26 protein-coding genes are annotated in these 24030 nt (G+C 70.9%); 12 read left to right on the top strand and 14 right to left on the bottom strand.

Annotated elements, in window-relative coordinates; translation table 11 throughout:
- Window positions 1-186: 186 nt before the first annotated feature.
- The gene (locus tag E9232_RS12000; RefSeq protein ID WP_309794250.1) at window positions 187-2187 is read right to left on the bottom strand and encodes a hydantoinase/oxoprolinase N-terminal domain-containing protein; all 2001 of its coding nucleotides are present in this window, start codon (window positions 2185-2187) and stop codon (window positions 187-189) included.
- A 161-nt stretch (window positions 2188-2348) separates the two neighbouring features.
- Here E9232_RS12000 and E9232_RS11995 point away from each other — a divergent pair, with 161 nt between their 5' ends.
- The gene (locus E9232_RS11995) at window positions 2349-3353 is read left to right on the top strand and encodes an SRPBCC family protein (protein WP_309794248.1); all 1005 of its coding nucleotides are present in this window, start codon (window positions 2349-2351) and stop codon (window positions 3351-3353) included.
- Here the strand turns inward: E9232_RS11995 and E9232_RS11990 are convergent.
- The 9 genes from E9232_RS11990 to E9232_RS11950 all read right to left on the bottom strand — a co-directional run bounded on the left by E9232_RS11990 (window position 3348) and on the right by E9232_RS11950 (window position 11790).
- Window positions 3348-3680: a hypothetical protein gene (locus E9232_RS11990; RefSeq protein WP_309794246.1), complete on the bottom strand. Its 333-nt coding sequence runs from the start codon at window positions 3678-3680 to the stop codon at window positions 3348-3350. The two genes, E9232_RS11995 and E9232_RS11990, sit on opposite strands and share 6 nt — an antisense overlap.
- 208 nt (window positions 3681-3888) lie before the next feature.
- Window positions 3889-4719, bottom strand: a complete 831-nt coding sequence (locus tag E9232_RS11985) for a carbohydrate ABC transporter permease (RefSeq protein ID WP_309794244.1) — start codon at window positions 4717-4719, stop codon at window positions 3889-3891.
- Between the two features lie 14 nt (window positions 4720-4733).
- Window positions 4734-5666 (bottom strand): carbohydrate ABC transporter permease, encoded by a 933-nt coding sequence (locus tag E9232_RS11980; RefSeq protein ID WP_309794242.1) that lies wholly within the window; start codon window positions 5664-5666, stop codon window positions 4734-4736.
- 4 nt (window positions 5667-5670) lie between these two features.
- Complete coding sequence (locus E9232_RS11975; RefSeq protein WP_309794240.1) at window positions 5671-7002, bottom strand: ABC transporter substrate-binding protein; 1332 nt, start codon at window positions 7000-7002, stop codon at window positions 5671-5673.
- A gap of 64 nt (window positions 7003-7066) precedes the next feature.
- The gene (locus tag E9232_RS11970) at window positions 7067-7735 is read right to left on the bottom strand and encodes a GntR family transcriptional regulator (protein ID WP_309794238.1); all 669 of its coding nucleotides are present in this window, start codon (window positions 7733-7735) and stop codon (window positions 7067-7069) included.
- Window positions 7732-8631, bottom strand: coding sequence for a dihydrodipicolinate synthase family protein (locus E9232_RS11965; protein ID WP_309794236.1), 900 nt, complete (start codon window positions 8629-8631; stop codon window positions 7732-7734). Before E9232_RS11965 ends, E9232_RS11970 begins: the two co-directional genes overlap by 4 nt.
- 121 nt (window positions 8632-8752) lie before the next feature.
- Entirely contained in the window at window positions 8753-9679 is a 927-nt protein-coding gene (locus tag E9232_RS11960) for a homocysteine S-methyltransferase family protein (protein ID WP_309794235.1), read from the bottom strand.
- 60 nt (window positions 9680-9739) lie between these two features.
- Window positions 9740-10405: a response regulator gene (locus tag E9232_RS11955; protein WP_309794233.1), complete on the bottom strand. Its 666-nt coding sequence runs from the start codon at window positions 10403-10405 to the stop codon at window positions 9740-9742.
- Window positions 10402-11790: a histidine kinase gene (locus E9232_RS11950; RefSeq protein WP_309794231.1), complete on the bottom strand. Its 1389-nt coding sequence runs from the start codon at window positions 11788-11790 to the stop codon at window positions 10402-10404. The genes E9232_RS11955 and E9232_RS11950 overlap by 4 nt, the downstream gene beginning before the upstream one ends.
- A gap of 188 nt (window positions 11791-11978) precedes the next feature.
- Here E9232_RS11950 and E9232_RS11945 point away from each other — a divergent pair, with 188 nt between their 5' ends.
- The 3 genes from E9232_RS11945 to E9232_RS11935 are packed head-to-tail and all read left to right on the top strand — an operon-like array spanning window position 11979 to window position 13944.
- Window positions 11979-12716, top strand: a complete 738-nt coding sequence (locus tag E9232_RS11945; protein WP_309794230.1) for a MotA/TolQ/ExbB proton channel family protein — start codon at window positions 11979-11981, stop codon at window positions 12714-12716.
- Window positions 12713-13348: a hypothetical protein gene (locus E9232_RS11940; protein WP_309794228.1), complete on the top strand. Its 636-nt coding sequence runs from the start codon at window positions 12713-12715 to the stop codon at window positions 13346-13348. The genes E9232_RS11945 and E9232_RS11940 overlap by 4 nt, the downstream gene beginning before the upstream one ends.
- Window positions 13345-13944 (top strand): hypothetical protein, encoded by a 600-nt coding sequence (locus E9232_RS11935; protein WP_309794227.1) that lies wholly within the window; start codon window positions 13345-13347, stop codon window positions 13942-13944. The genes E9232_RS11940 and E9232_RS11935 overlap by 4 nt, the downstream gene beginning before the upstream one ends.
- A gap of 28 nt (window positions 13945-13972) precedes the next feature.
- Here E9232_RS11935 and E9232_RS11930 read toward each other — a convergent pair whose 3' ends face one another.
- The 3 genes from E9232_RS11930 to E9232_RS11920 form a co-directional block, all read right to left on the bottom strand.
- A complete protein-coding gene (locus tag E9232_RS11930) occupies window positions 13973-14431 on the bottom strand; it encodes a YcgN family cysteine cluster protein (protein WP_309794226.1) in 459 nt (152 codons plus the stop codon).
- Window positions 14428-15828, bottom strand: a complete 1401-nt coding sequence (locus tag E9232_RS11925; protein WP_309794225.1) for an amidase — start codon at window positions 15826-15828, stop codon at window positions 14428-14430. Before E9232_RS11925 ends, E9232_RS11930 begins: the two co-directional genes overlap by 4 nt.
- A 95-nt stretch (window positions 15829-15923) precedes the next feature.
- Entirely contained in the window at window positions 15924-16991 is a 1068-nt protein-coding gene (locus tag E9232_RS11920; RefSeq protein ID WP_309794224.1) for a hypothetical protein, read from the bottom strand.
- A 232-nt stretch (window positions 16992-17223) separates the two neighbouring features.
- Between E9232_RS11920 and pxpB the strand changes: the two genes are divergently transcribed.
- The 5 genes from pxpB to E9232_RS11895 all read left to right on the top strand — a co-directional run bounded on the left by pxpB (window position 17224) and on the right by E9232_RS11895 (window position 21137).
- Window positions 17224-17931: a 5-oxoprolinase subunit PxpB gene (pxpB, locus tag E9232_RS11915; RefSeq protein WP_309794223.1), complete on the top strand. Its 708-nt coding sequence runs from the start codon at window positions 17224-17226 to the stop codon at window positions 17929-17931.
- Window positions 17928-18935: a 5-oxoprolinase subunit C family protein gene (locus E9232_RS11910; RefSeq protein ID WP_309794222.1), complete on the top strand. Its 1008-nt coding sequence runs from the start codon at window positions 17928-17930 to the stop codon at window positions 18933-18935. Before pxpB ends, E9232_RS11910 begins: the two co-directional genes overlap by 4 nt.
- A 46-nt stretch (window positions 18936-18981) precedes the next feature.
- On the top strand, window positions 18982-19842 hold the full coding sequence (locus E9232_RS11905; RefSeq protein WP_309794221.1) for an alpha/beta fold hydrolase: 861 nt from the start codon (window positions 18982-18984) through the stop codon (window positions 19840-19842).
- 188 nt (window positions 19843-20030) lie between these two features.
- On the top strand, window positions 20031-20504 hold the full coding sequence (locus E9232_RS11900) for an NUDIX domain-containing protein (protein WP_309794220.1): 474 nt from the start codon (window positions 20031-20033) through the stop codon (window positions 20502-20504).
- A 6-nt stretch (window positions 20505-20510) separates the two neighbouring features.
- Window positions 20511-21137: an HD domain-containing protein gene (locus E9232_RS11895; protein WP_309794219.1), complete on the top strand. Its 627-nt coding sequence runs from the start codon at window positions 20511-20513 to the stop codon at window positions 21135-21137.
- Window positions 21138-21346: 209 nt separating this feature from the next.
- Here E9232_RS11895 and E9232_RS11890 read toward each other — a convergent pair whose 3' ends face one another.
- Window positions 21347-22216 carry a LysR family transcriptional regulator gene (locus E9232_RS11890; RefSeq protein WP_309794218.1) on the bottom strand — a complete coding sequence of 290 codons (870 nt, stop codon included), beginning with the start codon at window positions 22214-22216 and terminating at the stop codon, window positions 21347-21349.
- A gap of 136 nt (window positions 22217-22352) precedes the next feature.
- Here E9232_RS11890 and gstA point away from each other — a divergent pair, with 136 nt between their 5' ends.
- Genes gstA through E9232_RS11875 form a run of 3 tightly spaced genes read left to right on the top strand, consistent with a single transcriptional unit; the run spans window position 22353 to window position 24016 of the window.
- On the top strand, window positions 22353-22967 hold the full coding sequence (gene gstA, locus E9232_RS11885) for a glutathione transferase GstA (protein ID WP_309794217.1): 615 nt from the start codon (window positions 22353-22355) through the stop codon (window positions 22965-22967).
- A gap of 23 nt (window positions 22968-22990) precedes the next feature.
- Window positions 22991-23587, top strand: coding sequence for an isochorismatase family protein (locus E9232_RS11880; RefSeq protein WP_309794216.1), 597 nt, complete (start codon window positions 22991-22993; stop codon window positions 23585-23587).
- A 51-nt stretch (window positions 23588-23638) separates the two neighbouring features.
- Window positions 23639-24016 (top strand): 4a-hydroxytetrahydrobiopterin dehydratase, encoded by a 378-nt coding sequence (locus E9232_RS11875; RefSeq protein WP_309794215.1) that lies wholly within the window; start codon window positions 23639-23641, stop codon window positions 24014-24016.
- The last annotated feature ends 14 nt before the right edge of the window (window positions 24017-24030 follow it).

Here is a 24030-nt window from a genome sequence, read left to right as displayed (position 1 = left end):
CAGAGCGAATAATGAATTTTTGTTAAGGAGACCCGGCTTCCGAGAGGAAATATCGACGAGTCTCATGTTTTCTTGGTTTCATTGCAGTAATGTTAAGTAAAGGATTCGAATATAAAATTATACTAATTCTTTGATATTTACGTCAATTCGGGCTGCCTCAGTGCAGCGCCGAGGCCGGCCCGACAATCATCCCATCCGCGGACGGCCGGCGGCGGTGGCGGTGATGATGCTCTCGACGAACATGTCCAGGCCGCCGGCCATCGCCACCACCCGGTCGGCTCGCGCCACCGTGACTGCTACGTCCAGGCCGCCGGCCTCGCGGGCCAGGGCTTCGGCATGGCCGCGGGCCTCGGCCTCGGCATGGGCGGCCGCGTCCTCCAGGCTGTCGAAGGTGCGGATGCCGCCGGCGGCGTGGACGCGGAAGCGGCCTTCCTCCGGCGCGGTGATGGTGACCGTCACGGCCTGCAGCACGCCGCTGGCCACGGCGCCGATGGCGTTGGTGACGCCGGCATGCTCCGGCACCACGCTTTCGGTGCCCAGGCGACGCGCGATCTCCGGATAATAGGTCGCGGCCGAGGCGCCGATCCCGACCAGCGGCAGGCCGAGGGTGAGGGCAGGGCGCAGCAGCGCGGATGCGGCGGCCCACCCCGACCCTGGGCCCGCCACGGCGCGGCGCGGCAGCAGGCTGCGCGCCTCCCGCGCCGGGTCGGCCACGCCGTCCCGGGCCAGCGCCGTCTCGACCAGCGCCAGCGCGCTGTCGGCGGTCAGCCGCTCCAGCACCGACCGGGCGAAGGCCTCGCCATCTCTCGGTGCGGCCCAGCCGGGCTCGGCCGGGCGCTTGGCCCACAAGGCGGCGCCCAGCAGGGCGGCATCGCGCGACCAGCCGTCATGCAGCCCCAGCACATGGGCGGCATCGGTCGGGGTGAAGCCGGACAGGATCACCAGCCCGCGCGCCACCAGCCGCTCCAGCGGCCGGTCCAGCAGGTGGCTGGTCAGCACCGATTCCAGCGGCTGCGGCCCGTCGGCCAGTGCCTCCCAGATCCGCCGCTCCGGTGCCGACAGGGTGTCGGCCTCGGTGTCCAGCGCGCGCAGGCGCAGGGCGAAGCGGCCGTCCAGGCTGGTCCATTCGCCGCGCTCGGCCTGGCGCCGCAGCGCCGTCAGCATCTCCGGATGCTGGTGCACCAGCAGGCTCAGCGGCACCGACCGGCGCGGCCCCACCGCCAGGCCGAAACTCGGTTCGACCCGCACCTCGCTGTCGCCGCCCAGGCCGAAGGTGCGGATCTCCACCGCCTCGACCATGGTGCGCCAGCCGCCGACCTGGGCGCCCTCGCGGTTCAGCAGCGGTCGGCCGTCCTTCAGGATGGCGATGTCGGTGGTGGTGCCGCCGATATCGGAGACGAAGCAGTCCTCGCGCCCGGTCAGCCAGCGGGCGCCGACCACGCTGGCGGCGGGGCCGGACAGCACGGTCTCGACCGGGCGAGCCAAGGCGAAGCGGTCGGCGATCAGCGACCCGTCGCCCTTCACCACCATCAGCGGCGCCGTGATGCCGCGCGCGTCCAGCCGGCCGCGCACCGCCCGGATCAGCGATGCGGTCAGCGGGATCAGCCGGGCGTTCAGCAGCGCCGTCAGCGCCCGCCGCGGCGCGTCGAGGCCCGAGGTCAGCTCATGGCCGCAGGTCACCGGCTTGCCGGTCAGGTCGCGGACCAGGTCGCGCACCGCCTGCTCATGCGCCGGGTTGCGCACGGCGAAATAGCCGGCGACGGCGAAGGCGGTGACGGCAGGGGCATGCTGCAGGATGGCCGCGCGGACAGCTTCCAGGTCCAGCGGCGCCTGCTCCTCGCCCGACGGACGGTGGCCGCCGGCCGCGGCGACGACCGGGTCCGCGCCCAGCGCCTCGCGCAGCCCGGCCCGGTCCAGCGCCGCCTCGGGATAGCCGATCAGGATCAGGCAGGCCGGGTTGCCCTGGCCCTCGACCACGGCGTTGGTGGCCAGGGTGGTGGACAGCCCGACGAAGCCGATCTCTGCCGGGTGCTGTTCCAGCACCGCGTCGATCGCCGCGCCGATGCCCAGCGCCAAGTCGTGCTTGGTGGTCAGCCGCTTGGCCGCGGCCAGCACGCCGCGGTCGGGGTCGAACAGGACCGCGTCGGTGAAGGTCCCGCCGGTGTCGATGCCGAGAGAAATGGACAAGGCGATCCCTCTGGAAATGCAGGTTCGGATTAGGCCAGGAGGCTCGCCGACGGCAAGAGCGAAGGCGCAGCCCGGTCATGCAGTTGGGGCTGCGTTTCGCCGCGTTGACCTCCTCGCGCCGGCCGGCGAAGGTGCCGGCTTCCGGGGGAGGGCGAGGCATCGTGGCATCGGACGACGACGACAAGGATGTGCCACGCAACTGGCGCCGGCGGCTGTTCCCGGCCGTGCCCATGGCGGTCGTCTACGCGCTGGTGCTGTGCCTGCTGGCGGAGGCTATCGACTGGGAGGTCGGCGGCGGCGGCGCGATGATGCTGGTGGTCGCCTTCCTGTTCGGCGTGCCGGCGGCGGCGACCAGCGTGGCGGTGATGATCGCCGATCCCAGGGGGCAGATGCGGGGCGGCCGCCATGCGCTGATCGGCTTCTACGTCACCTCGGTCTTCCTGTTCGCCGCCGTGGTGCTGCTGCGCGAGGGCGGGATCTGCGTGATCATGGCCGCGCCCCTGTTCTACCTGGCGTCGATCGTCGGGGGGCTGATCACCGGGCTGCTGCTGCGCCGCACCCGCGGGCGGGCGACCGCCCTGGTCCTGGTGCTGGCGCCGGTGCTCGGCATGCCGCTTGAGGCCGGGACGTCGTATCCCGAGCGCACCGGGTCGGTGATCACGGTGGTCGAGATCGCGGCGCCGCCCGAGGCGGTGTGGCGCAACACCGTCGCCATCCCCGACATCCGGCCGCGGGAGCTGAGCTGGACCTTCAGCCACGCCATCGTCGGCGTGCCGCGGCCGGAGGATGCGCGGCTGGAGGGCGAGGGCGTCGGCGCCGTGCGCTATCTGCACTGGGGCGGCGGCATCCATTTCCAGGAATGGATCACCGCCTGGGACCTCAATCGGTCGCTGGCCTGGACCTTCCATTTCGCGCCGGATTCGATCCCGGCCGCGGTCGAGGGCCATATCCGGGTGAACAGCCCCTATCTCAAGCTGACCGGCGGGCACTACACGCTCGACCCGCTGCCGGGCGGCCGTACCCGGCTGACGCTGCAGACCGACTACTGGATCGCCACCCCGATCAACGCCTATTGCGCCTGGTGGGGCGACGTCTTCCTGACCGACTTCCACCGCATCGTGCTGGGCGTGATCAAGGAGCGGTCGGAGCGCGCGGCCAGCCTATGACGGGGCGCCGGCGACCAGCCTTTCCGCATCGTCGAGATCGGCGTCGAAATCCACCAGGTCGTATCCGACATCATCCGCATCGTCGGCCTCGAACGCGGCGCCCGGCATGTCGACCAGCAGCGACAGCAGCTGGCCGGCGGCGGCGATCCGGTCGATCCCGTCCCCCGACGTCGGATTGCGGCTGACCGTCAGGCACTGCAGGATCTGGCGCAGCACCCAGCGCTCCTGCGCCGGCGGCACGTCGCTGTCGGCCCAGGTTTCGCGGACGTACCGCAGTTTGCCCAGGATGTCATAGGCATCCTGCCGCAGGGAGAGGATGGCATCCATCTGCCCGATCGGCGACTCAAGGATGGCGGTCTCAGGCGCCGCCGCCGGCAGATTTATGTAATTGATGAATTGGCTGAATGACATGGTACACCCCTGATCCGGCAGGTGTCTTGTGATAATGACTATATACCTACAAACTACGGCATTTTATCCAATTTGCAAATGATCCAATTGGGGTAGGGTTGGACGATTCGGGTGAAGGGCCGGCTCAGCCGCCCTTCACGGCCCCCGAGGTCAGCCCGGCGACGATCTGCTTCTGGGCGACGATGGTCAGCACCAGCACCGGCAGGATCACCACCAGCGCCGCGGCCGAGAGCGGGCCCCAGCTGACCTGCTCGAAGGTCAGCGAGTTGTAGACCGCGACCGGCAGGGTGCGGGTGGTGCGCCCGGCCAGCACGATGCCGAAGACGAAGTTGTTCCAGGAGAAGATGAAGGCCAGCAGCATCGCCACGGTCAGGCCCGGCCGGGTCAGCGGCAGCACGACATGGCGGAACACCTGCCAGCGGTTGGCACCGTCGATCCGCCCGGCCTCCTCCAGCTCGATCGGCAGGGCCTCGAAGTAGCTGATCAGGACCCAGATCACGATCGGCAGGGTGATCACCAGATGGGTGATGATCTGCGGCCACAGCGTGCCCATCAGCCCCAGCCAGCGGAACATCAGGAACAGCGGGATCAGGTAGCTGAGGCCCGGCGTCATCCGCGCGATCATGACGACGACGGACAGCTTGGTGGCCTTGGCCCGGGCGATGCCGTAGGCGGCCGGGGCGCCGATCACCAGGCCGATCAGCGTGGCGCTGCCGGTGACGATCAGGCTGTTGATGAAGTAGCGGCCGAAGGAGTTCTCGGCGAAGACCTGGGCGTAGTTGCTCCAGGCCAGGGTGGTCGGGATCAGCACCGGCGGATAGCTGATGTTGTCGACCTCCGGCTTCAGCGACAGCGACAGCATCCACAGAAAGAACAGCAGCGCCGGCGACACGATCACCAGCACGGTGAAATACAGGGCGGCGCGGCGCAGGATCTTCGAGAGGGGGCGGGACATGATCTGGGGCCTCCTCAGGTGGCCGCAAGCTTGGCGCGCTGGCGCAGCCACAGCAGCGCCAGGGACATGGCGACGACGATGCCGAAGAACACCACCGCGATCGCCGAGCCGTAGCCGATGTCGTAGAAGCTGAAGGCCTGGGTGTAGAGGTAGATGTTGATCGTCTCCGACGCCGTGCCCGGGCCGCCCTGGGTGATGGCGTAGATGATGTCGAAGCTCTTCAGCGCGTCGATCGAGCGGATGATCACCGCCACCATCAGGAAGGGCGAGATCATCGGCAGGGTCAGGTAGCGAAACTGCTGCAGCCAGCTGGCGCCGTCGATCTGGGCGCTCTCATAGGGCTCCGTCGGCAGGGCGGACAGGCCGCCGAGCACGATCAGCATCACCAGCGGCGTCCACTGCCAGGTCTCGACCAGCACCAGCGACGGGATCACCGTGGCCTGGTCGAACACCCAGAGCGAAGGCGGCAGCCCGACCAGGCTGAGCAGGTAGTTCAGCACGCCGAGCTGCGGGTGGAACATCATGGTCCAGACCAGGGCGATGGCGACCGGGGTTGCCATCATCGGCATGATCACGATGCCGCGGGCCAGGCCGCGCAGCGGGAAGCGCTCGTTGAACACCAGCGCCGCCGCCAGCCCGAGGACCAGCGGCAGCAGCACCGACAGGACGGTGTACAGCAGGGTGTGCCACACCGCCTCGCCGAAGCGGGCATCGGCGAATAGGCGGGCATAGTTGTCGAGGCCGATGAAGCCGCCGGCGCCGGTGGCCTGCCAGTCATGCAGGCTGACCCAGCCGGTGAAGGCCCAGGGGAAGATGATCACCGCCCCGACCACCACCACCGCCGGCAGGATGAAGGGCAGGTAGGTGCGCAGGGTCGGCGCGACGGCATTCGGCCGCCGCGCCCGCACGCGTTGTCTCCGTCCCACCTCGGCGTCGGCAGCGGTCATCGGCTCAGGCCTCGCTCTTGGCCAGGATCGGCTTGAACTGCTCGGTCGCCTTGGCCAGCTCGGCCGCCGGGTCGGCCCCGCCGGCGATGTTGGTCAGGGCAATGCCGAAGATGTCGCGGAACTCGGTGACCGGCACGATCACCGGCAGGCCGAGCTTGCTGACCTTGGACGAGCCGACGACGGCGTCGATCCAATCGGCCGGCAGGGTCACGCCCTTGCGCACCTCGGCATCGTCCAGGATCGAGGTGCGGAACGGCACGCCCGAGCCGCTTTGCAGCAGGTCGGCCTGCACCGTGCGGGATACCGCCCATTGGCAGAACAGGAACGCGGCCTCCTTGTTCTCGCTGGCCGCGGCCACGCCGATGCCGTCGCCGAAGGTGGCGGAGGCCTGGTCCTTCGGGCCTTTCGGCATGACGCCGTAGCCGGTCTTGCCGACCACGCGCGACAGCTTCGGGTCCTCCAGCGGCTTGGCGAAACCGACGCCGTCCAGCCACATGCCGACCTTGCCCTGCAGGAAGGCCGACTGGCACTCGTTCCAGTTGAAGCCGGCGACGCCGGGAGGGGCCGCCTTCGTCAGCAGGCGCTGATACAGCTTTGCTGCCTCGAGCGCGCCGTCGGAGGTGGTGGCCAGGCTGCGGTCCGCGGCGAGCGGGGCGACGCCGTTGCCGAGCATGAACGAGGTCCAGACCGGGACATTGGCGTTCTTCATGCCGCGGGCGACGAAGCCGTAGGTGCCGGCGGCCGGGTCGGTCAGCGCCTCGGCGGCGGACACCAGCTCCTCGAAGCTAGCCGGGTATTTCAGCCCCTTGGCCGCGAACAGCTCCTTGTTCCAGTAGATGATCCAGTAGTCGACGCTGAGCGGCAGGCTGCCGATGGCGCCGTTATCGGCGGTGGCGTAGGCCAGGCCGGCGCTGGAGAAGTCGGTCAGGCTGACGGCCGGATCGGCCAGGGCCGGGTCGGCCAGGAACGGCCGCAGGTCGGCCAGCCAGCCGCCCTTCTCGAACATCCGCTTCTGCACATGGTAGCTGAGATGGATGACGTCGAAGCTCGGCGCGCCGCTGTTGAACTCGATCACCGCCTTCTGCCGCTGCTGCTGCTCCGGCGTCTGCTCCAGCCCGACATCGATGCCGGTCAGGTCGGTGAATTCCTTGAGGTTCCGGGCGATGGTCTCGCTGCGCGGGCTCTTGACCAGGTTCACCTCGATGTGGGTGCCGGCATACTTCTTCCAGTCCGGCGCGGCGAAGGCCGGACGGATCCGGGGCAGGGCGGCCGCGGCGGCGAAGGCCGCGGTGCCGGCCAGCAGCGACCGGCGGCTGAGGGGTGACGAGAACGCCATGGTGTGATCCTCCCTGGATCTGATTGCGCCGGGCTTCCTGCCCGGCTGTTCCGATGCGCCTACGCTATAGCCCGAGGGCGCGGTTGCGGGCATTGGCGATGTGCGCGGCGATGGCCTCCGCCGCCCGGGCCGGGTCGCGGCTTTCGATCGCGTCGAGGATGCCGAGATGCTCCCGCATCACCGGCACCACCAGCCCGGCGATGCCGACCAGCTCGCGCCGGATCAGCCGGATCTTGATCGAGTTGACGCGATAGGCCTTGGAGATGATCTCGTTGCCCAGCGCGTCGATGATGGTGTCGTGCAGCCCCCAGTCCGTCGCCTGGGCGGCGTCCACCACCTCCGGCGTCGTGCCCTCGCGCTGCGCCCGGGCGATGATCTCCTCGTGCTGCGCCCGCAGCGCCGCCAGCGTCGAATCCGGCGCCGTCCGGGTGAAGGCGGCGGTCGCCTCCTTCTCCAGGAACAGGCGGAACTGGTAGGCGTCGCGGATCATGGTCAGGTCGATGTGCATGATCTGCATGCCGCGCTGCGGCACGGTCTTGATCAGGCCCTCGGCCTCCAGCCGCGGCACCAGCTCGCGGATCGCGCCAAGCGGCATCTGGGTCAGCTCCACCAGCTCGCGCTGCGAGATGAACTGCCCGGCGTGCAGGCTGTTGGCAAGGAGATGCTGCGTGAAGCTGTCATACGCCTTCTCGCGCAGCTTCAGCGGTTCGCGCTCCTCCGCCAGCCCGCTCATCCGGCGGCCGCCCGGTCGGTGAACAGGCCGTCCGCCACCGCGCCGAGCCGTGCCGCGGCGTCGGCCGACAGCGGCACCAGCGGCGACCGCACCGCCAGCCAGGCCGGGTCGCCGCTGCGATGGGCGACCAGGGCCTTGACCGCCGGGATCACCGGATGGGCCAGCACCGCGTCGACCAGCCGCCGGATGCGGTCGTCGTCGCGCCCGTCCTGCACCATCGGCAGCATCGCCTGCGGATAGGCGTTGGCGAGGCCGGAGATCGCACCCTGGCCGCCGAGCCGGACGCCGGCGGCGAGGCAGCGCTCGTCGCCGATCAGGATGGCGAGGTCGCGATGCGCCGCCAGCAGCTGTTCGGCATAGGCCCAGTCGCCGGAGGAGTCCTTCACGCCGCGGATCACCTCGGGGAAGGCGGCGCGCAGCCGGCCGATCAGCTCGATAGACAGCGGCACCTGGGTGACCGACGGGATGTGATAGAGGATGACGTCGCGCGCGGCGCCGCCCAGCAGTTCGAACACCCGGGCGAACCAGGCGAACAGCCCGTCGTCGCTGACGCCCTTGAAGTAGAAGGGCGGCGGCAGCAGCACCGCGTCGGCACCGAAATCGAGGGCCAGGCGCGCCTGCACCGCCGCATCCTCGGCCGAGGAGGCGGAGACTCCGCCGACCACCTGCCGCCCGTCGATGCCGACCGCGGCGAAGGCGCCGAACAGCTGCTCGCGGTCGGACAGCGAAAACGAGGCACCCTCGCCGGTGGTGCCGAAGGCGGTGACGGTGCGGCAGCCATGCGCCAGGCACCAGCGGGCATGCGCCACCAGGCGCAGGAGATCGACCACCCCGTCCGGCCGGAACGGGACGGTCAGGGCCGCGGACAGGCCGAAACGCTCGCGAGGTTGGGGCACTTTCGCTTCCTGCGGCTGCCGCGCGGCGATCGCGCGGTCAAGTTGCTGTAACTGACATGTCAGTCGTACCGCACGACGTTGCCCGTCGTCAACATGTCGAACAAAAACGACTGAAAGTTGGTCAGCGTGCCGTGGCGGCGGCCAGGTCCGGCAGCGCCGCCCGCAGGCGGGCGATGTGCTCCGGCCCGATGCCGCAGCAGCCGCCGACCAGCGAGGCGCCCAGCCCGGCCCAGCGCCGGATCCAGCCGAGATAGCTGTCGGGATCCAGGTCGGCCCGCAGGTCCGACAGGCCGTCATTGGCGGCGGCATCCTCCGGCTGGGGCGGGAAGGCATTGGCATAGACGCCGATCCGGGCCGCCGAGCCGGCGTTGCCGACGACGCGGACTGCGGCGGCGATGGCATCGCCCATCGCCTCGGGCTGGCTGCAGTTGAACAGCACGGCCGCCGCGCCGAGATCCAGCGCCGCCCGAACCGCTGCCGCGGCCGGTTCCCCGGACCGCAGGCGCGGCGCGCCGGGCTCGGGGCGCTCGTCCTCGATGGTGTAGGAGATCCAGAGCGGCTTGCCGTGCCCGGCCACGGCGGCCGCCGCGGCGGCCGCCTCGCCGATCGAGCTCTGCGTCTCGGCCAGCCAGAGATCGACATGCGGCGCCAGCCCAGCGACCAGGATCTCTGCGATCTCCGGCGCGCGCTCGGGCTGGAACAGGTCCGGGCGATAGGACCCGAACAGCGGCGGCAGCGATCCCGCCACGCGCACCCGGGCCGGCGCCCCCGCCGCGGCCCGGCGGGCCAGCCGGCCGGACAGGTCGGCCAGATCCAGGCCCCGGGCGGCGAAGCGGTCCTCGCCGATGTGGAAGGGCACCAGCGCATAGCTGTTGGTGGTGATCACCTCCGCCCCGGCGGCGATGAAGGCCTCATGCGCCGCCTGCACCGTCTCCGGCGCCTCCATCAGCGCCAGCGCCGACCATTCCGGCTGCCGGAACGGGGCCCCCATCCGGGCCAGCTGCCGCCCCATGCCGCCATCCAGCAGCGTCACCCCGAGTCCTGACATGTCGAATCCTTCGAATCCGCAACCAGGATGCTTGTACCCGGAATCCGCGACGCCGCGGGATTACCGCGGTGGCCGCGCGCCCTGCTGCTCCGCCTGAACCAGGCCCATGCCGATGGCGAGCCACACCAGATGGGCGTCGGTGCGGGCGCCGACCTTGGCCTTGATCTGATAATGGTAGTTGCGGACGGTCTTGAGGCTGAGATGCAGCGAGGCCGAGATCTCCTCGTCCGACCAGCCCGAGGCGACGAGGCGGAGGATCTCGGTCTCGCGCGGGCTGAGCTCGTCCAGCAGGGAGCTCGGGCGGGCAAGGCGCTCGGCGGCGATCTCCCGGGCCACGTCGTCGCTCATGGCCCGGCCGCCCCGGGCGACGACCGCGATGGAGCTGACCAGCTCGGCGGCGTCGCTGCCCTTGGTGACGTAGCCGGCAGCGCCCGCCTCGAACGCTTTCAGGGCGAAGCCGGCGCCGCTGTGCATGGTGAAGATCAGGATGCGTGCGTCGCGGTCCCATTGCCGGATGTGACGCAGCGCCTCGATCCCGCCGATGCCGGGCAGCGAGAGGTCCATCACCACCACGTCGGGCCTGGACTTCTGATAGGCTTGGTAGGCGGACGTGGCGTCATGGGCCTCCGCCACGACCTTGTAGCCCGGGGTCCGCTCCAGCAGCCGGCGATAGCCCTCCCGCACCACGGGGTGGTCGTCGACCAGCAGGATGGTCAGCTCGGTCATGCCGGGGCCGACGCCTCGCGGGCGGGCATCAAGGGGATCAGGGCGGCAACGCGCACGCCCCACCGTGCCTGGCTGATCGACAGGCTGCCGCCCAGCGCCGTGACCCGCTCGCGGATGCCGAGGATGCCGTAGCCCGGGGCCCAGCCCAGCCGGGACAGGGTGCCGCCGCCGTCATCCTCGACACTGACCGCGACGGCGTCGCGTCCTTCCGCATCCACACGCTGCACCTGCAGGCGGACATCGCGCGGCTTGCCGTGGCGGGCGGCGTTGGTCAGGCATTCCTGGGCGATGCGGTAGATGCTCAGGCTGGTCGCCTCGGGCAGCCCGGCGAGGTTGCCCACGATGTCGAGATGGAAGGCCGCCTGCCGGTCCTTCTGCGCGTTCCACCCGGCGACGAGCTGGGCCAGGCTGGCCTCCAGGCCGAGTTCCTCGACCTCCTGCGAGCGCAGCCGGGCCAGGGCGCCGCGCAGCGTCGCCGTCATCCGCTTGCTGGTCTCGCGGATCGAGCGCGCGTCCTTGGCGAGGTCGGGGCGGTCCGCCGCCTCCAGCTCGATCACCGTGGCCAGGGCGCCGACCGCGGCGAGGCACTGGCCGAACTCGTCATGCAGATCCCGCGCCAGCGCCCGGCGCTCCTCCTCCTGCACCTGGAACAGGCGGTTGGTCAGCGCCATGCGCTGCGCCGTCGTCTCCGCCAGGCGGGAGGTCAGGTCGTTCACCGCGCGGGAGATCCGGTCGAACTCCGCCGTGCGATAGCCGGGCAGGCGATAGCTGTAGTCGCCGCGCTCCAGCCGCCGCAGGCCGGCGACGATGGTCCGGGCCGGCATCAGCGATTGCCCGATGACCGCGGCGGCCAGGACGCCGATCCCGGCGGCGAGCAGCGCCGCGACGCTGAGCACGACATCGGTGCGCTGCCAGGCCTGGCGCACCGCGGCGCCGCGATCCGGTTCGGCGGCGACCACCCCGGCCATCGGCTGCCGCGCCGTCAGGGGCCGCTCGACCCGCGCATAGGCGCCGAAGACATGGTCGTAGAAGGCCTGGAACCAGGCCGGTGCCGGGTCGCTGATCGTTTCCAGCTGGCTGCACAGGCGCCGCGGCGCTTCGTTGCCGGGAGTGACGGTGATGCAGACGCCCGGCGAGATGACCTTCATGGTCGCCATCGTTTCCCAGTCCGGGATGGGCACCAGATGCTCCCGGCTGAGCCCGCCGCGCCACAGCAGTTCGCGCCAGTAGAGCGTCTCCAGCGCGTTGGCGACCCGGTCGGCGGATGCCGACGCCTCCTTCTCGATGGCGCGATGGGTGTCGATCAGCACCCAGCCGACGGCACAGGCCAGGCAGACCAGAACGACGCCGGCGAGACGCAAGACGAGATGAACGAATAGGTTCATTTTTCGCTCTCGCCCGAATGGATCTTGCTCATACTGGTCATTCCGGTCCCCGGCTGGCAAGCGCGGAGGCTGCTTGCGGCGCGGCTCGGGCATATTGCCCAAAGCGGTTCGGGATCGATGCCCAGGCCCTTTGCCTTGCGGATCGATAGGCTTCGGACGTCGTCCATGAGCCGCCGGGGCCTATCCGCATGAGCGAGCGCACATTCGAGCTGCCCGGGCGCGATCCGCTGCTGCCCTGGCTGATCTTCACCGGCGTCAGCCTCTTCGCGTTCGTCCTGCTGTGGTATTTCGGCCTGATCGGGCGGATGGTCGCCAGCGACCGGACCTATATATCGTCGATCATCGGGCTGCTCTATGTCGCCAGCAGCCTGCATTGCCTGTGGCGCATCCTGATCATCTCGCGGGAAGGCGACGCCGCCCTCAGGACGGCCCGGGCCATCGCCCGGAATGGCGGCCCCGTCAGCAACGCCGAGGGAGACGGCCGGCCAGCTGGCCTGGTCGCGGTCCACATCCGCGATCTCGTCACCAAGGCCGCGCTGCAGGGCGCCGAGCGCCTCGACCAGACGCTGCTCCTGCGCGTCCTCGCCGGCCGGCTGCGCGGCTCGAACCCGTTCGGCGCCTTCGCCAGCGACACGCTGATGAAGCTCGGCCTGCTGGGCACGATCATCGGCTTCATCATGATGCTGGCGCCGATCGCCGGGCTGGACACCGAGAACCGGGAGGCGGTCCGGTCGTCGATGTCGCTGATGAGCGACGGCATGGCGGTCGCCATGTACACGACGCTGGTCGGCCTGGCGGGCTCCATCCTGCTCAAGGTCCAGTACGCGCTGCTGGACAGCGCCACAGCGAAGATCTTCGCCTTCGCGGTCGATCTCACCGAAGTCCATGTGGTCTCGGCGCTCGAAAGCCGGGCGCCTGCGGAATGATCGACGACTTCGACCTCCTGCCGCGCGACGAGCCCTTCGACCCGTTCAGCGTGGTGCTGTTCAAGGCGTTGCAGGTTCTCGCCTTCCTGTTCTTCGTCGCGCTGCTGATCGTGGCGCCGGAAGCGAAGGAGGGGAAGGTCGACAGCAAGGCCGAGTTCCTCATCAGCGTGGACTGGCCGGACAACCATCCCGACGACATCGACACCTTCGTCCAGGATCCGATCGGCAATGTCGTCTGGTTCCGCCGGCGCGAGGCCGGCTTCATGGTGCTGGACCGCGACGACCGCGGCGGCCTCAACGACTTCGTCCTGGTCAACGGCCAGAAGGTGCTGACGGCGACCCGGGAGGAGCTGGTCAGCCTGCGCGGCGTGGTGGCCGGCGAGTACACGGTGAACGTCTATCACTTCACCGCGCTGACCAGCCAGGCGGTGCCGGTGACGGTGACCGTCCAGAAGCTCAACCCGGTGGTGAAGATCGTCGCCAAGGAAACCATCCAGCTCGACCAGGGCGGGACGGAAAGGACCGCGGTGCGCTTCACCCTGGATGCCGCCGGTGCGGTCACGGAGACCAGCCACGTCGAGAGGTCGATCCTGCAGACCTTCCACAGCACCTGGCGGAACGGCGCGCCATGATGGCGCTCGAGACCAGTGTGCTCGGCCTGACCCTGGCCTATGTGCTGCTGAGCGTGCTGCTGCTCGTGGCGATGATATGGCTGCCGATCCGGCGGCTGTTCAAGATCGCCGCGATCCTCGCCGCCAGCGTCTTCTATGTCGTGGTCTTCTTCGCGACGCAGGGGCTGCTCGGCTGGTCGGCGCCGGTGGCGGTGCCGGACCGCTTCCAGGTGCTGTGGACCCGGGTGATCGAGCCGAACCCGTCCCGCCGGGAGCCCGGCGCCGTCCATCTCTGGCTCGAGGAGCTGGACGATTCCAACCTGCCGAGCGGCGTGCCGCGGGCCTATCTGCTGCCCTATTCGACGGAGTTGGCGCGGCGCGTGTCCGCGGCGCAGGCGGAGATCGAGCAGGGCCATCCGCAGGGCGGCCGGGCGCAGGCCTTCGGCAGCCCGTCGCATCAGCCGATCGGCACCGGCCCCGTGGACACCACGGCACCTCCGGGCGGTGACCCCTCGGGTGGCGGGCTGCTCGATCCCGCCTTCCTCGGCGGCCAGTCGAAGTCGGTCGACCTGGTGCCGCTGCCGAAGCCGGTGCTGCCGCCCAAGGACATCCCCTGACGCCAACGCCGTCCCGGCCGGCTTCCGTTCAGGCCGGCCAGTCGACGATGTGGTCCTCGAACTCGTCCTCCGGGACCTCGTCCTCCGACACCACCTTGTCGCGCACGCTGATGCCGGCCTCGTGCACCGTCTCCGGGTCGCCGGAGACCAGCGGGTGCCACCAGTAGAGGTCGTGGCCCTCGGCCAGCAGGCGGTAGGCGCAGGTCGACGGCATCCAGCCGAGCTCGTCGACATTCTTGACCGTCAGCGCGACGCAGTCGGGCACGAAGGTCTTGCGGGTGGGGTAGTGGGTGCAGCGGCAGCTGTGGGTGTCCAGCAGCTTGCAGGCGATGTCGGTGTAGTCGACGTTGGGCGTGTCCGCCGGCTCGTCGGCATTGCGCAGCTTGTGCAGGCAGCAGCGGCCGCAGCCGTCGCACAGCGACTCCCATTCCGGCCGGGTCATCTGGTCCAGGCGCTTGCGACGCCAGAAAGGCTGCTTCTCGGTCATGCGGTCGCCAGCGGCGGCAGGGCCCAGGGCTGCGCCGCCTCGAAGGCGCGGGCGGCGCGCAGCACCAGCCCGTCCTGGAACATCGGGCCGATGATCTGCAGCCCGATCGGCAGGCCGGCCGAGGTCAGGCCACAGGGCACGCTGGCCGCCGGCTGCTGGGTCAGGTTGAACGGGTAGGTGAAGGGCGTCCAGTCGGCCCAGTAGGATCCGTCCGGGGCCAGCGGCAGGTCCTGCCCGGCGGCGAAGGCCGGGATCGGCAGGGTCGGCATCAGCAGCAGGTCCCAATCCTGGTGGAAGTGGTTCATGCGCACCCCCATCCGGCCGCGCGCCATCACCGCGCGGGTGTAGTCGAGCAGCGGGATCGCCGCGCCCTCGGCGGCCGCACGGCGCAGGCCGGGGTCGATCAGCGCCTGCTTCTCCTCCGAAATCCCGGTGAACAGCGTCGCCGCGCCGACGAACCAATGGGTGCGGAACACCGGCCCGGTGTCGGGCAGGTCCAGCGTCACGGTCTCGACCCGGGCGCCGAGCCGGGCAAAGATCTCCGCCGCCTTCGCCACCGAGGCGGCGATCTCGGGGTCTACCGGGGCGCCGTCCAGGGTCGGGGCGTAGGCGACGCGCAGGCCGCGCACGCCGTCCTCCAACCCCTGGGTGAAGTCGGTCGGCGGGAAGGGCAGGGCGGTCCAGTCGCGCGGGTCGGGCTGGGCCAGCACCGACAGCATCAGCGCCGCGTCGCGCACCGTCCGGGTCATCGGTCCGAGATGCGAGACGGTGCCGAACGGGCTCAGCGGAAAGGCCGGCACCCGGCCGAAGCTGGGCTTGTGCCCGAAGATGCCGGTGAAGCCGGCCGGGATGCGGATCGACCCGCCGCCATCGGTGCCGATATTGAGCGCCGCCATGCCGGTCGCCGCCGCCACCGCCGCGCCGCCGGAGGAGCCGCCGGGCGTCTTGGTCAGGTCCCAGGGGTTGCGGGTGATGCCGGTCAGCGCCGAATCGGTCACGCCCTTCCAGCCGAACTCCGGCGTGGTGGTGCGGCCGACCAGCACCGCCCCGGCCTCGCGCAGCCGCGCCACCGCCGGCGCGTCCTGGTCCCACGGCCCGGCCGGGTCGATGGTCTTCGACCCGCGCAGGGTCGGCCAGCCCCGGGTCAGGAGCAGGTCCTTGACGGTGGTCGGCACGCCGTCGATCGGGCTCAGCGGCCGGCCCTCGCGCCAGCGCGCCTCGGACTGGCGGGCCGAGGCGAGCGCTTCCTCGGGGTAGATGCCGCAGATCGCGTTGACCCGGGCGTCCAGCCGCTCGATCCGGCCGAGGCTGGCCTGCGTCGCCTCGACCGGGGACAGGCGCCCCGAAGCATAGAGGCCGGACAGCTCGGCTGCCGACAACAGGGCCGGATCGGTCACGCGGGGTCTCCTGGTCGCGAAGGCGGGGCGCGGAGCCTCGGGCACCGCGCCCCTATCATCACCGCCGCGGCGGCGCGATCAAGAGGCGTGGCGGATCAGGGCTTCGGCGGTGCCCCGACATACAGGGGCGACAGATCCCGGCGCATGTACAGCGCAGTGAGATCGGCGAAGGCCGGACGCGCCGGGTCGCGCCCGCTTGCGCGGCCGAGCAGCACGCAGCCGCCATCGACCGACACCGATGCCCATGCCACCGTGATCCGGCCGAAAACCCCAGCCGCCTTGCTGTTCGCATCCTTCGCCGCCGCTTCCCATTTCGCGGCGGCGACAGCACCGGCGCGATCCGCGATCGCGCAGTCGGCGAACAGCATCGCCAGGACTCCCGACGGCGCCTGCCCCGTGGTCCTGATATCGCCGAGCAGGAGCGAGGGATAGGAGGGGATGCCGCTCGCCCCGGTCAGCGCGTCCTTGGCCGCGCCAGGCGTGGCGCCGCCGGGTGCGGTCAGGGCTGATGTGGCCGCCTCGAATCCGGCATCGCCGGCGGCGTCGGGCTGGGGCACCCACAACAGCTGTGCCACCGCCTCCCGTGGCCCCAGCGTCCGGTCCAGCGCATCGAGCATCCGCCGGAGATCGATCCGGGAGGCCGCCCCGGTGCCGAGCTTTGCCGAGGCTTTCATCGTCGCCAGCGTCGCAGGAAGCCGGGCCATGAGCAGCGTGGGGCCGTCGAAGCTGAGAACGGCGGAAACGCCGAGCTGGGTGCTGAGCGGGTCGGAAGGGTCGACCCGATCGAGCTGGAGCATTTCAGGTGTGCCGCGGGTCCACACCTTGGCGTCCCCGACATCGCTCCTGGCATAGCCCTGCTGGATCCAGGTCCGAGCGAGGGCGGCCGGATCGGCATCGCGCAGGCGCAGCGCCGTGGGGCCGGGGCCGGGAGCCGTCTCGGTGACGGCGACCTGGTCGATCTGGTCGGGACCGAAGCCGGCATGGGCCGCGAAGCCTCCCGGCGCCTGGAGGTCGGTGCCGATCGGCGTCCGCAGGATGTCCGGCAAGGTCGCGATCCCGCGATCCGTCCGCCAATCGGCCGTGCCGCTGGCCCTGACGGCCGCAAGATCGAGATAGAGGATCGGAAAGCTCTCGAGGGTCGGCATCGGCAGCAGGCCGAGCAACTCGCGGACGGGCTTGGTCGGCGGATCCTGGGCCCAGGCCGGGCCGGCGAGCGCTGCGACCAGTGCCAGGGCGGCGATCGGGCGGAACGGTCGGTGCGTCATAGGTCCCCCTTCACATCGAGTCCCCGTCCCTCCTATCCGACGATCATGGCGAAACAAGGAGACGGCCTGCCGCGGCTTCCGCCCGGGCCGCCGCCGCGCTATGGCTTGGGGGAGCCTCGAGGAGAAGCCCGTGCCCGCTGCGTCGATTGCCGTGATGACCGAGACCGCGATGGTGGTGCGCTTCGGCACGACCATAGATCCGGCGATCGCCGACGCCATCCAGGCCCTGGCGGCGTCGCTGGACGCCGACCCGTTCCCCGGCTTCGTCGAATCCTCGCCGGGCTTCGCCACGCTGGCGGTGTTCTTCGACCCCGACGCCGTGCCGCGCGACCGCGACGAGCCGCCGGCCGCCTCGGTGCAGCGGCTGCTGGAGGCGCGGCTGGCCAACCTCGACCCGGCGGCGCTGGGCGAACCCCGGCTGGTCGAGATCCCGGTCGCCTATGGCGGCGCCTTCGGCCCCGACCTGGCCGAGCTGGCGGCGCATCACGGCCTGACCGAGGAGGAGGTGATCGCCCTGCATTCCGGCGGCGAGTACCGCGTCCACATGATCGGCTTCACCCCCGGCTTCCCCTTCCTCGGCGGGCTGCCGGAGCGGCTGGCGACGCCGCGCCGGCCGTCGCCCCGGCTGAAGATCCCGGCCGGCACGGTCGCCATCGGCGGGCCCCAGACCGGGATCTATCCGGTCGAATCGCCCGGCGGCTGGAACCTGATCGGGCGCACCCCGGTGGCCCTGTTTCTGCCGGACGGCGACCCGCCCAGCCTGCTGGCGGCGGCCGACCGCATCCGCTTCCGCCCGATCACGGCCGAGGAATACGTGGCGCTGGGAGGCCGGCCATGATCGTCGAGATTCTGGATCCCGGCCTGCTGTCGACGGTGCAGGATCTCGGCCGCATCGGCCATCGTCGCCACGGCGTGGTGGTCGGCGGCGCGATGGACCGGCGCTCGCACATCGTCGCCAATGTCCTGGTCGGCAACGATCCCGGCGCGGCGACGCTGGAGATGACCATGCTGGGCGCCACCCTGCGCTTCGCCGCCGAGACGCTGATCGCGCTGGCCGGCGGCGGCATGCGCGGCACCATCGATGGCGAGGTGCTGCCGGTGCGGCGCCCGGTGCTGGTGCCGGCGGGGGCGGAGCTGCGCTTCACCCCGACCAATATCGGCTGCCGCACCTATCTCGCCCTGGCCGGCGGCATCGACGTGCCGCCGGTGCTGGGCAGCCGGTCGACCTATCTGCGCGCCGGCCTCGGCGGGCTGCAGGGGCGGGCGCTGCGGGCTGGCGACAGGCTGGCGGCGGGAAGACCGACCGCGCTGGGCGACCGCTTGGCCCGGACCCTGTCGGCGGAGCGGGCTGACCAGCCCTTCGCCACCACGATCTGGACCGCCGGCGCCGACCTCGACCCGTCGCTGCGCCAGTCGCCGCATGTCCATGTGCTGCCCGGGTTGCAGGCGACCGAGTTCGACCAGGACAGCCTGGCCGCCTTCCACAATGAGCGCTTCACCCTCAACCCGCGCTCCGACCGCATGGGCTACCGGCTGGACGGGCCGGCGCTCAGCCTGATGAATCCGCGCGACCTGCTGTCCGAGGCGGTCACATCGGGCACGGTGCAGGTGCCGCCCGAGGGCCGGCCGATCGTGCTGATGGCCGACGCCCAGACCACCGGCGGCTATCCCCGCATCGCTCAGGTGATCGAGGCCGACCTGCCGGTGCTGGGCCAACTGCGCCCCGGCGACGCCCTGCGCTTCGTGCCGGTCGGCCTGGCCGAGGCCGAGGACCGCCGCCGCCGCACCCGGCTCGACCTCCGGCGGCTGGCCGCCGGGGTCGCCGTCCACGCCGGGGGCTGACCGCACCGCTTCGAAACCGCACCGCTTCGAAATCGAGGACGACCGCATGCGCGCCCGGATCCGCGACACCGAGATCTATTTCGACATCGACGGCGCCGGGCTGGTGCCGGATGGCGGCGCGATGCGCGAGCGGCCGACCGGCTTCCTGATCCATGGTGGCCCCGGTTCCGACCACAGCGGCTTCAAGCCGAGCATGAGCCCGCTCGCGGAGCACATGCAGCTGGTCTATTTCGACCATCGCGGCCAGGGCCGGTCCGGCCGCGGCGACCCGGCGCGCTACACCCTGGACGAGAATGTCGAGGATATGGAGGCGCTGCGCCGCCATCTCGGCCTCGGCCCCATCGCCAGCATCGGCACCAGCTATGGCGGCATGGTCGCCATGGCGCATGCCGCGCGGTATCCGCAGTCGGTGTCGCGGCTGGTGCTGATCGTCACCGCGGCGCAGGGCGGTTTCATCCTGCGGGCGCAGCAGATCCTGCGCGAGCGCGGTAATGCCGAGCAGATCGCGGCCGGCGACACGCTGTGGGCCGGCGGCTTCCGGGACGAGGAGCAGCTGCAGCGCTACTACGACGCGATGGGGCCGCTCTACGCTGTGCGGCACGATCCGGTGGCGGCCGCGGCGACGCGCGGGCGGGGCATCGGGTCGCCGGACGCGATCAACCGCGCCTTCGGCCCGGACGGCTTCCTGCGCCGGCTCGACCTGCGGCCGGAGCTGGCGCGGATCACCGCGCCGACCCTGATCCTGGCCGGCCGCCACGACTGGATCTGCCCGCCCGAATTCTCCGAGGAGATCCACCGGCTGATCCCGGGCTCGACCCTGCGGATCTTCGAGGACAGCAGCCATTCCATCCGGGTCGACGAGCCCGAGGCCCTGCGCCAGGCGATCGCGGCGTTCGTGGCAGGGTAGGGGGCAGCCTGCGCTCGGCACTCTCCCTCGTCATTGCGAGCGTAGCGAAGCAATCCATGGAGCCGCCTGGCATGGATTGCTTCGTCGGCTGCGCCTCCTCGCAATGACGGCGTTAGGGGTGACGGTGTCGCGTCAGCCCTGTCTCCGGTGCGGTTGACACCGAAGCCTCCCACCGCTCATCTGCGACCATGACTCCGGCCAGCCGCACCCTGCCGCGCCTGCTGCACCGCGCCCACAACGCCTATCTCCGGCTGCGCAAGCCGCTGACCCTCGGCGCCCGCATGGTGGTGCGGGACGGGGAGGGGCGCTTCCTGCTGGTGCACCACACCTACCGCCCCGGCTGGTTCTTCCCCGGCGGCGGCGTGAAGAAGTGGGAGAGCTTCGAGGCCTGCGCCGTGCGCGAGGCGCGCGAGGAGGCGGCGGTCGAGGTCGAATCTGTGGCCGGGCTGTTCGGCGTCTACGCCCATTTCGACCAGCTGCGCTGTGACCATGTCGCCCTGTTCGTGGCGGATCGCTGGCAGCCGACCTCCGGCCGGCTGTCCTTCGAGATCGCCGAGACCCGCTTCTTCGCGCCCGACGACCTGCCGCACGACATCCATGGCGCGACCCACCGCCGGATCCAGGAGATCCTCGGCCTCCGCAGCATCGACCCTGTCTGGTGACGCCCCATGACTGAAACGCCCGCCGCCCCGCCCGTCGATCGCCTGGCCCGGATCCAGGACTTCCTGCTGGTCTGCGACCAGTTCAAGCAGATCACCCGGCAGAACTACCTGACCGACGGCAGCCGGCGCGAGACCGACGCCGAGCACACCTGGCACATGGCGCTGTACGCCCTGCTGCTGAAGGACGAGATCGGCTTCGAGGTCGACATCGCCAAGGTGCTGTCGCTGGTGCTGACCCATGACCTGGTCGAGATCCACGCCGGCGACACCTTCGCCTATGACGATGTCGGCCGGCAGGACCAGGCGGCGCGCGAGGCCGCGGCGGCGGTGAAGCTGTTCGGCCTGCTGCCGCCGGATTTGCGCGACAAGGTGAATGGCTGGTGGACCGAGTTCGAGGCCGGCGAGACGCCCGAGGCGCGCTACGCCCGCGCGCTGGACCGGCTGCAGGCCTTCGCCCAGAACGTCGCCAGCGGCGGCAAGTCCTGGCACCAGCATGGCGTGACCCGGAAGCGGACCTTCAGCCGGATGCAGGAGGCGCTGGACGCCGACCCGACCCTGCGGGTGCTGGTCGAGCGGCTCTATGGGCGGGCCGACCGCGAGGGCAGCTGGGTGCCCGAGCCGGATCCGGTGTAACCTCGTCCCTTTTCAACTGTCATTGCCCGGCTTGACCGGGCAATCCGGGGGCCACCAAGCACTGCTCCGGCCGCCCCTGGATGCCACCCCTCGGACTTGATCCGGGGGCACGCCGTGGCATGACAAAATGGGGGATGTAGGTTGGGTTCGCCTCGCGAACCCAACATCGTCCAGCCCGCGCCATTGTTGGGTTCGCAAGTGAACCCAACCTACGACTGAACGCCCTCCAGCCGGACCCGATCCGCCGTCAGCGCCTCGGCCAGCCAGTCCGCGACCACCCGGATGCGCGGCACGTCCTTGGCCGGGGCCGGCAGGACGATCCACAATTCGCGGCTGGCCACCGGCACCGGCCCGGAGAGGCGGCGCAGGCCAGGGGCGTCGTCCGCGAGGTAGCAGGGGATCACGGCACGCCCCAGCCCGGCACGCACCGCGGCCAGCAGCTCCGGCCCCCCGGTGACCCGCAGCACCGGGTCGGTGCCGCCGGGCTGGTCGCGCAGCCAGACCATCTGCGGGACGGCATCCAGCGCCGGCTCCAGCGCGATCCAGCCCTCGGCCGCGCCGTTTCCCGGCCCGCAGACTGCCGGCCCGTAGACGGCGTGTCCGATCCGGACGCCCAGCCGGGCCGCGAGATCGCCGGAGCGCGGGCGGGCCTGGCGCAGCGCGATGTCGGCATCTCGCCGCTCCAGATCGGCATTGATGTCGGTGCTCAGCACGGTGGGCCGCAGGCCGGGATGGCGGCGCCGCAGATCGCCCATCCGCGGGATCAGCCACCCGGCGAAGCCGGGCAGGATCGAGATCCGCACCGGGCCCGACAGCGCCGCGTCGCGGTCGCGCGCCGCATGCTGGATGGCGATCGCCGCCCGCTCCATCACCTCGGCCTGGGCGATGACGACGGCGCCGACCGGCGTCGGCCGGAACCGCTTCTCGATCCGTTCGAACAGCGCGGTGCCCAGCGCCGCCTCGGCCGCGGCCAGGCGGCGCGACACCGTGGTCTGGTCGACCGCCAGCGCCTGCGCCGCGGCGGAGGCGGTGCCGTGGCGCGCGATCGCCAGGACGAAGCGGGCGAGGTCCCAATCCATCCCTGCATTGTTGCAGGTTAATCCGGCAGAATCTCGGCTTTTCTGCAGTCCCTGGAGCAGCGAGATTGAGGGCAGCGCTGCCCGGCCCCCAATCCTGGTCCCCAGGGCCGCGGCGGCGATCTGCCAGGAGAGTCCCATGAAACTGTATTACGCCCCCGAGACCTGCTCGCTGTCGCCGCACATCGTGCTGCGCGAACTCGGCCTGCCCTTCGAACTGGTCCAGGTCGACAACCGCACCAAGCGGACCGTCGATGGCGGCGATTTCCTCGCGATCAACCCCAAGGGCGCCGTCGCGGCGCTGCAGCTCGACGACGGGCGGGTGCTGACCGAGGGGGCGGCGATCGTGCAGTACCTGGCCGACCTGAAGCCCGAGGCCGGGCTGGCGCCGGCGAAGGACAGCTGGGACCGCGTGCGGTTGCAGGAATGGCTGAACTTCATCTCGAGCGAGATCCATGCCGGCTTCAGCCCGCTGTTCAGCGCCGAGCTCGCCGAGCCGGCCAAGACGGTGCTGAAGGACCGGCTGTTCCGGCGCCTGGGCACGGTCGAGGCGGCCCTGGCCGCGGAGGACTATCTGCTTGGCGGCCGCTTCAGCGTGGCCGACGCCTATCTCTTCACCGTGCTGCGCTGGGCTCGCTTCTTCGCCATCGACCTGCAGCGCTGGCCGGCGATCGCGGGCTTCATGGCGCGCATCGGCGACCGCGCATCGGTCCGGGCCGCGCTCGACATCGAAACCGCCGCCAAGGCGGCGTGACCCCCTCTCGCCGGAGATCATCCATGACTGCCATGACCCTGCTCGCCCATGCCGGTGTCCGGCTGGAACCCGCCGCCCTGTCGGAATCGGTCCTGGTGCTGATCGACATGCAGCGCGAATACGATGACGGCCGGCTGGCCCTGCCGGGCGTCGGTCCCGCGGTCGCGGCCGCGGCCAGCCTGCTGGCCCGGGCGCGCCGGCTGGGCGCCCCCGTCATCCATGTGCAGCAGCAGGGCCGGCCGGGTGGGCTGTTCGATCCGGCGGGCCCGATGGCCGACCCGATCGCGGCCCTGGCGCCGGCGACGGGGGAGGTGGTGGTGAAGAAGTCCCTGCCCAACGCCTTCGCCGGCACCGACCTGGCGGACCGCATCGCCGCCACCGGGCGCGGCAAGCTCGTGGTCGTCGGCTTCATGGCCCATATGTGCGTCGACTCCACCACCCGCTCGGCGCTCGACCATGGGCTGGCCACCACCATCGTGGCCGCAGCCTGCGCCAGCCGCGACCTGCCGGACCCGCTCGGCGGCGTGCGGCCGGCGGCGGAGGTGCACCGGGCGGCGCTGGCCGCTTTGGCCGACCGCTTCGCCGTCGTGGTCGCGCAGGGGGATGCCGTCCGCGACTGACGCGCTATCCTCCTGCGGGCGGCGACTGTGCCGTCCGCAGGAGGAACCCCGATGGCCGACACACCGCACGCCTATCCGCCCGCCGAGATCGAGGCGCGGCTGAGCCGCGACCTGCCGCGCTGGCGCTATCAGGACGGCACCCTCCACCGCCGCTACGAGACCCATGGCTGGAAGGGCACGGTGCTGGTGATCGGCGCCATCGGCCATCTCGCCGAGGCGGCCTGGCACCACCCCGACATCTCGGCGTCCTGGGGCTGGGTCGAGATCCGGCTCAGCACCCATGACGCCGGCGGCGGCATCACCGACCGCGACTTCGCCCTGGCGGCCAAGATCGAGGACGTCGTGGGCTGGCAGCCCGGACTGGAGGGGCAGGGGCTGGAGGGCACCCCGAACGCAAACCCGCGCTTCGCCTACATCAAATACGATTAGAGAGGCGGGGTGAC

Origin of the sequence: Inquilinus ginsengisoli (genome assembly GCF_031453975.1) — a bacterium.
Lineage (GTDB): Bacteria > Pseudomonadota > Alphaproteobacteria > DSM-16000 > Inquilinaceae > Inquilinus > Inquilinus ginsengisoli_A.
The sequence above is the reverse complement of the archived record's forward strand: the minus strand, read 5'-3'. Positions and strand labels throughout refer to the sequence as shown.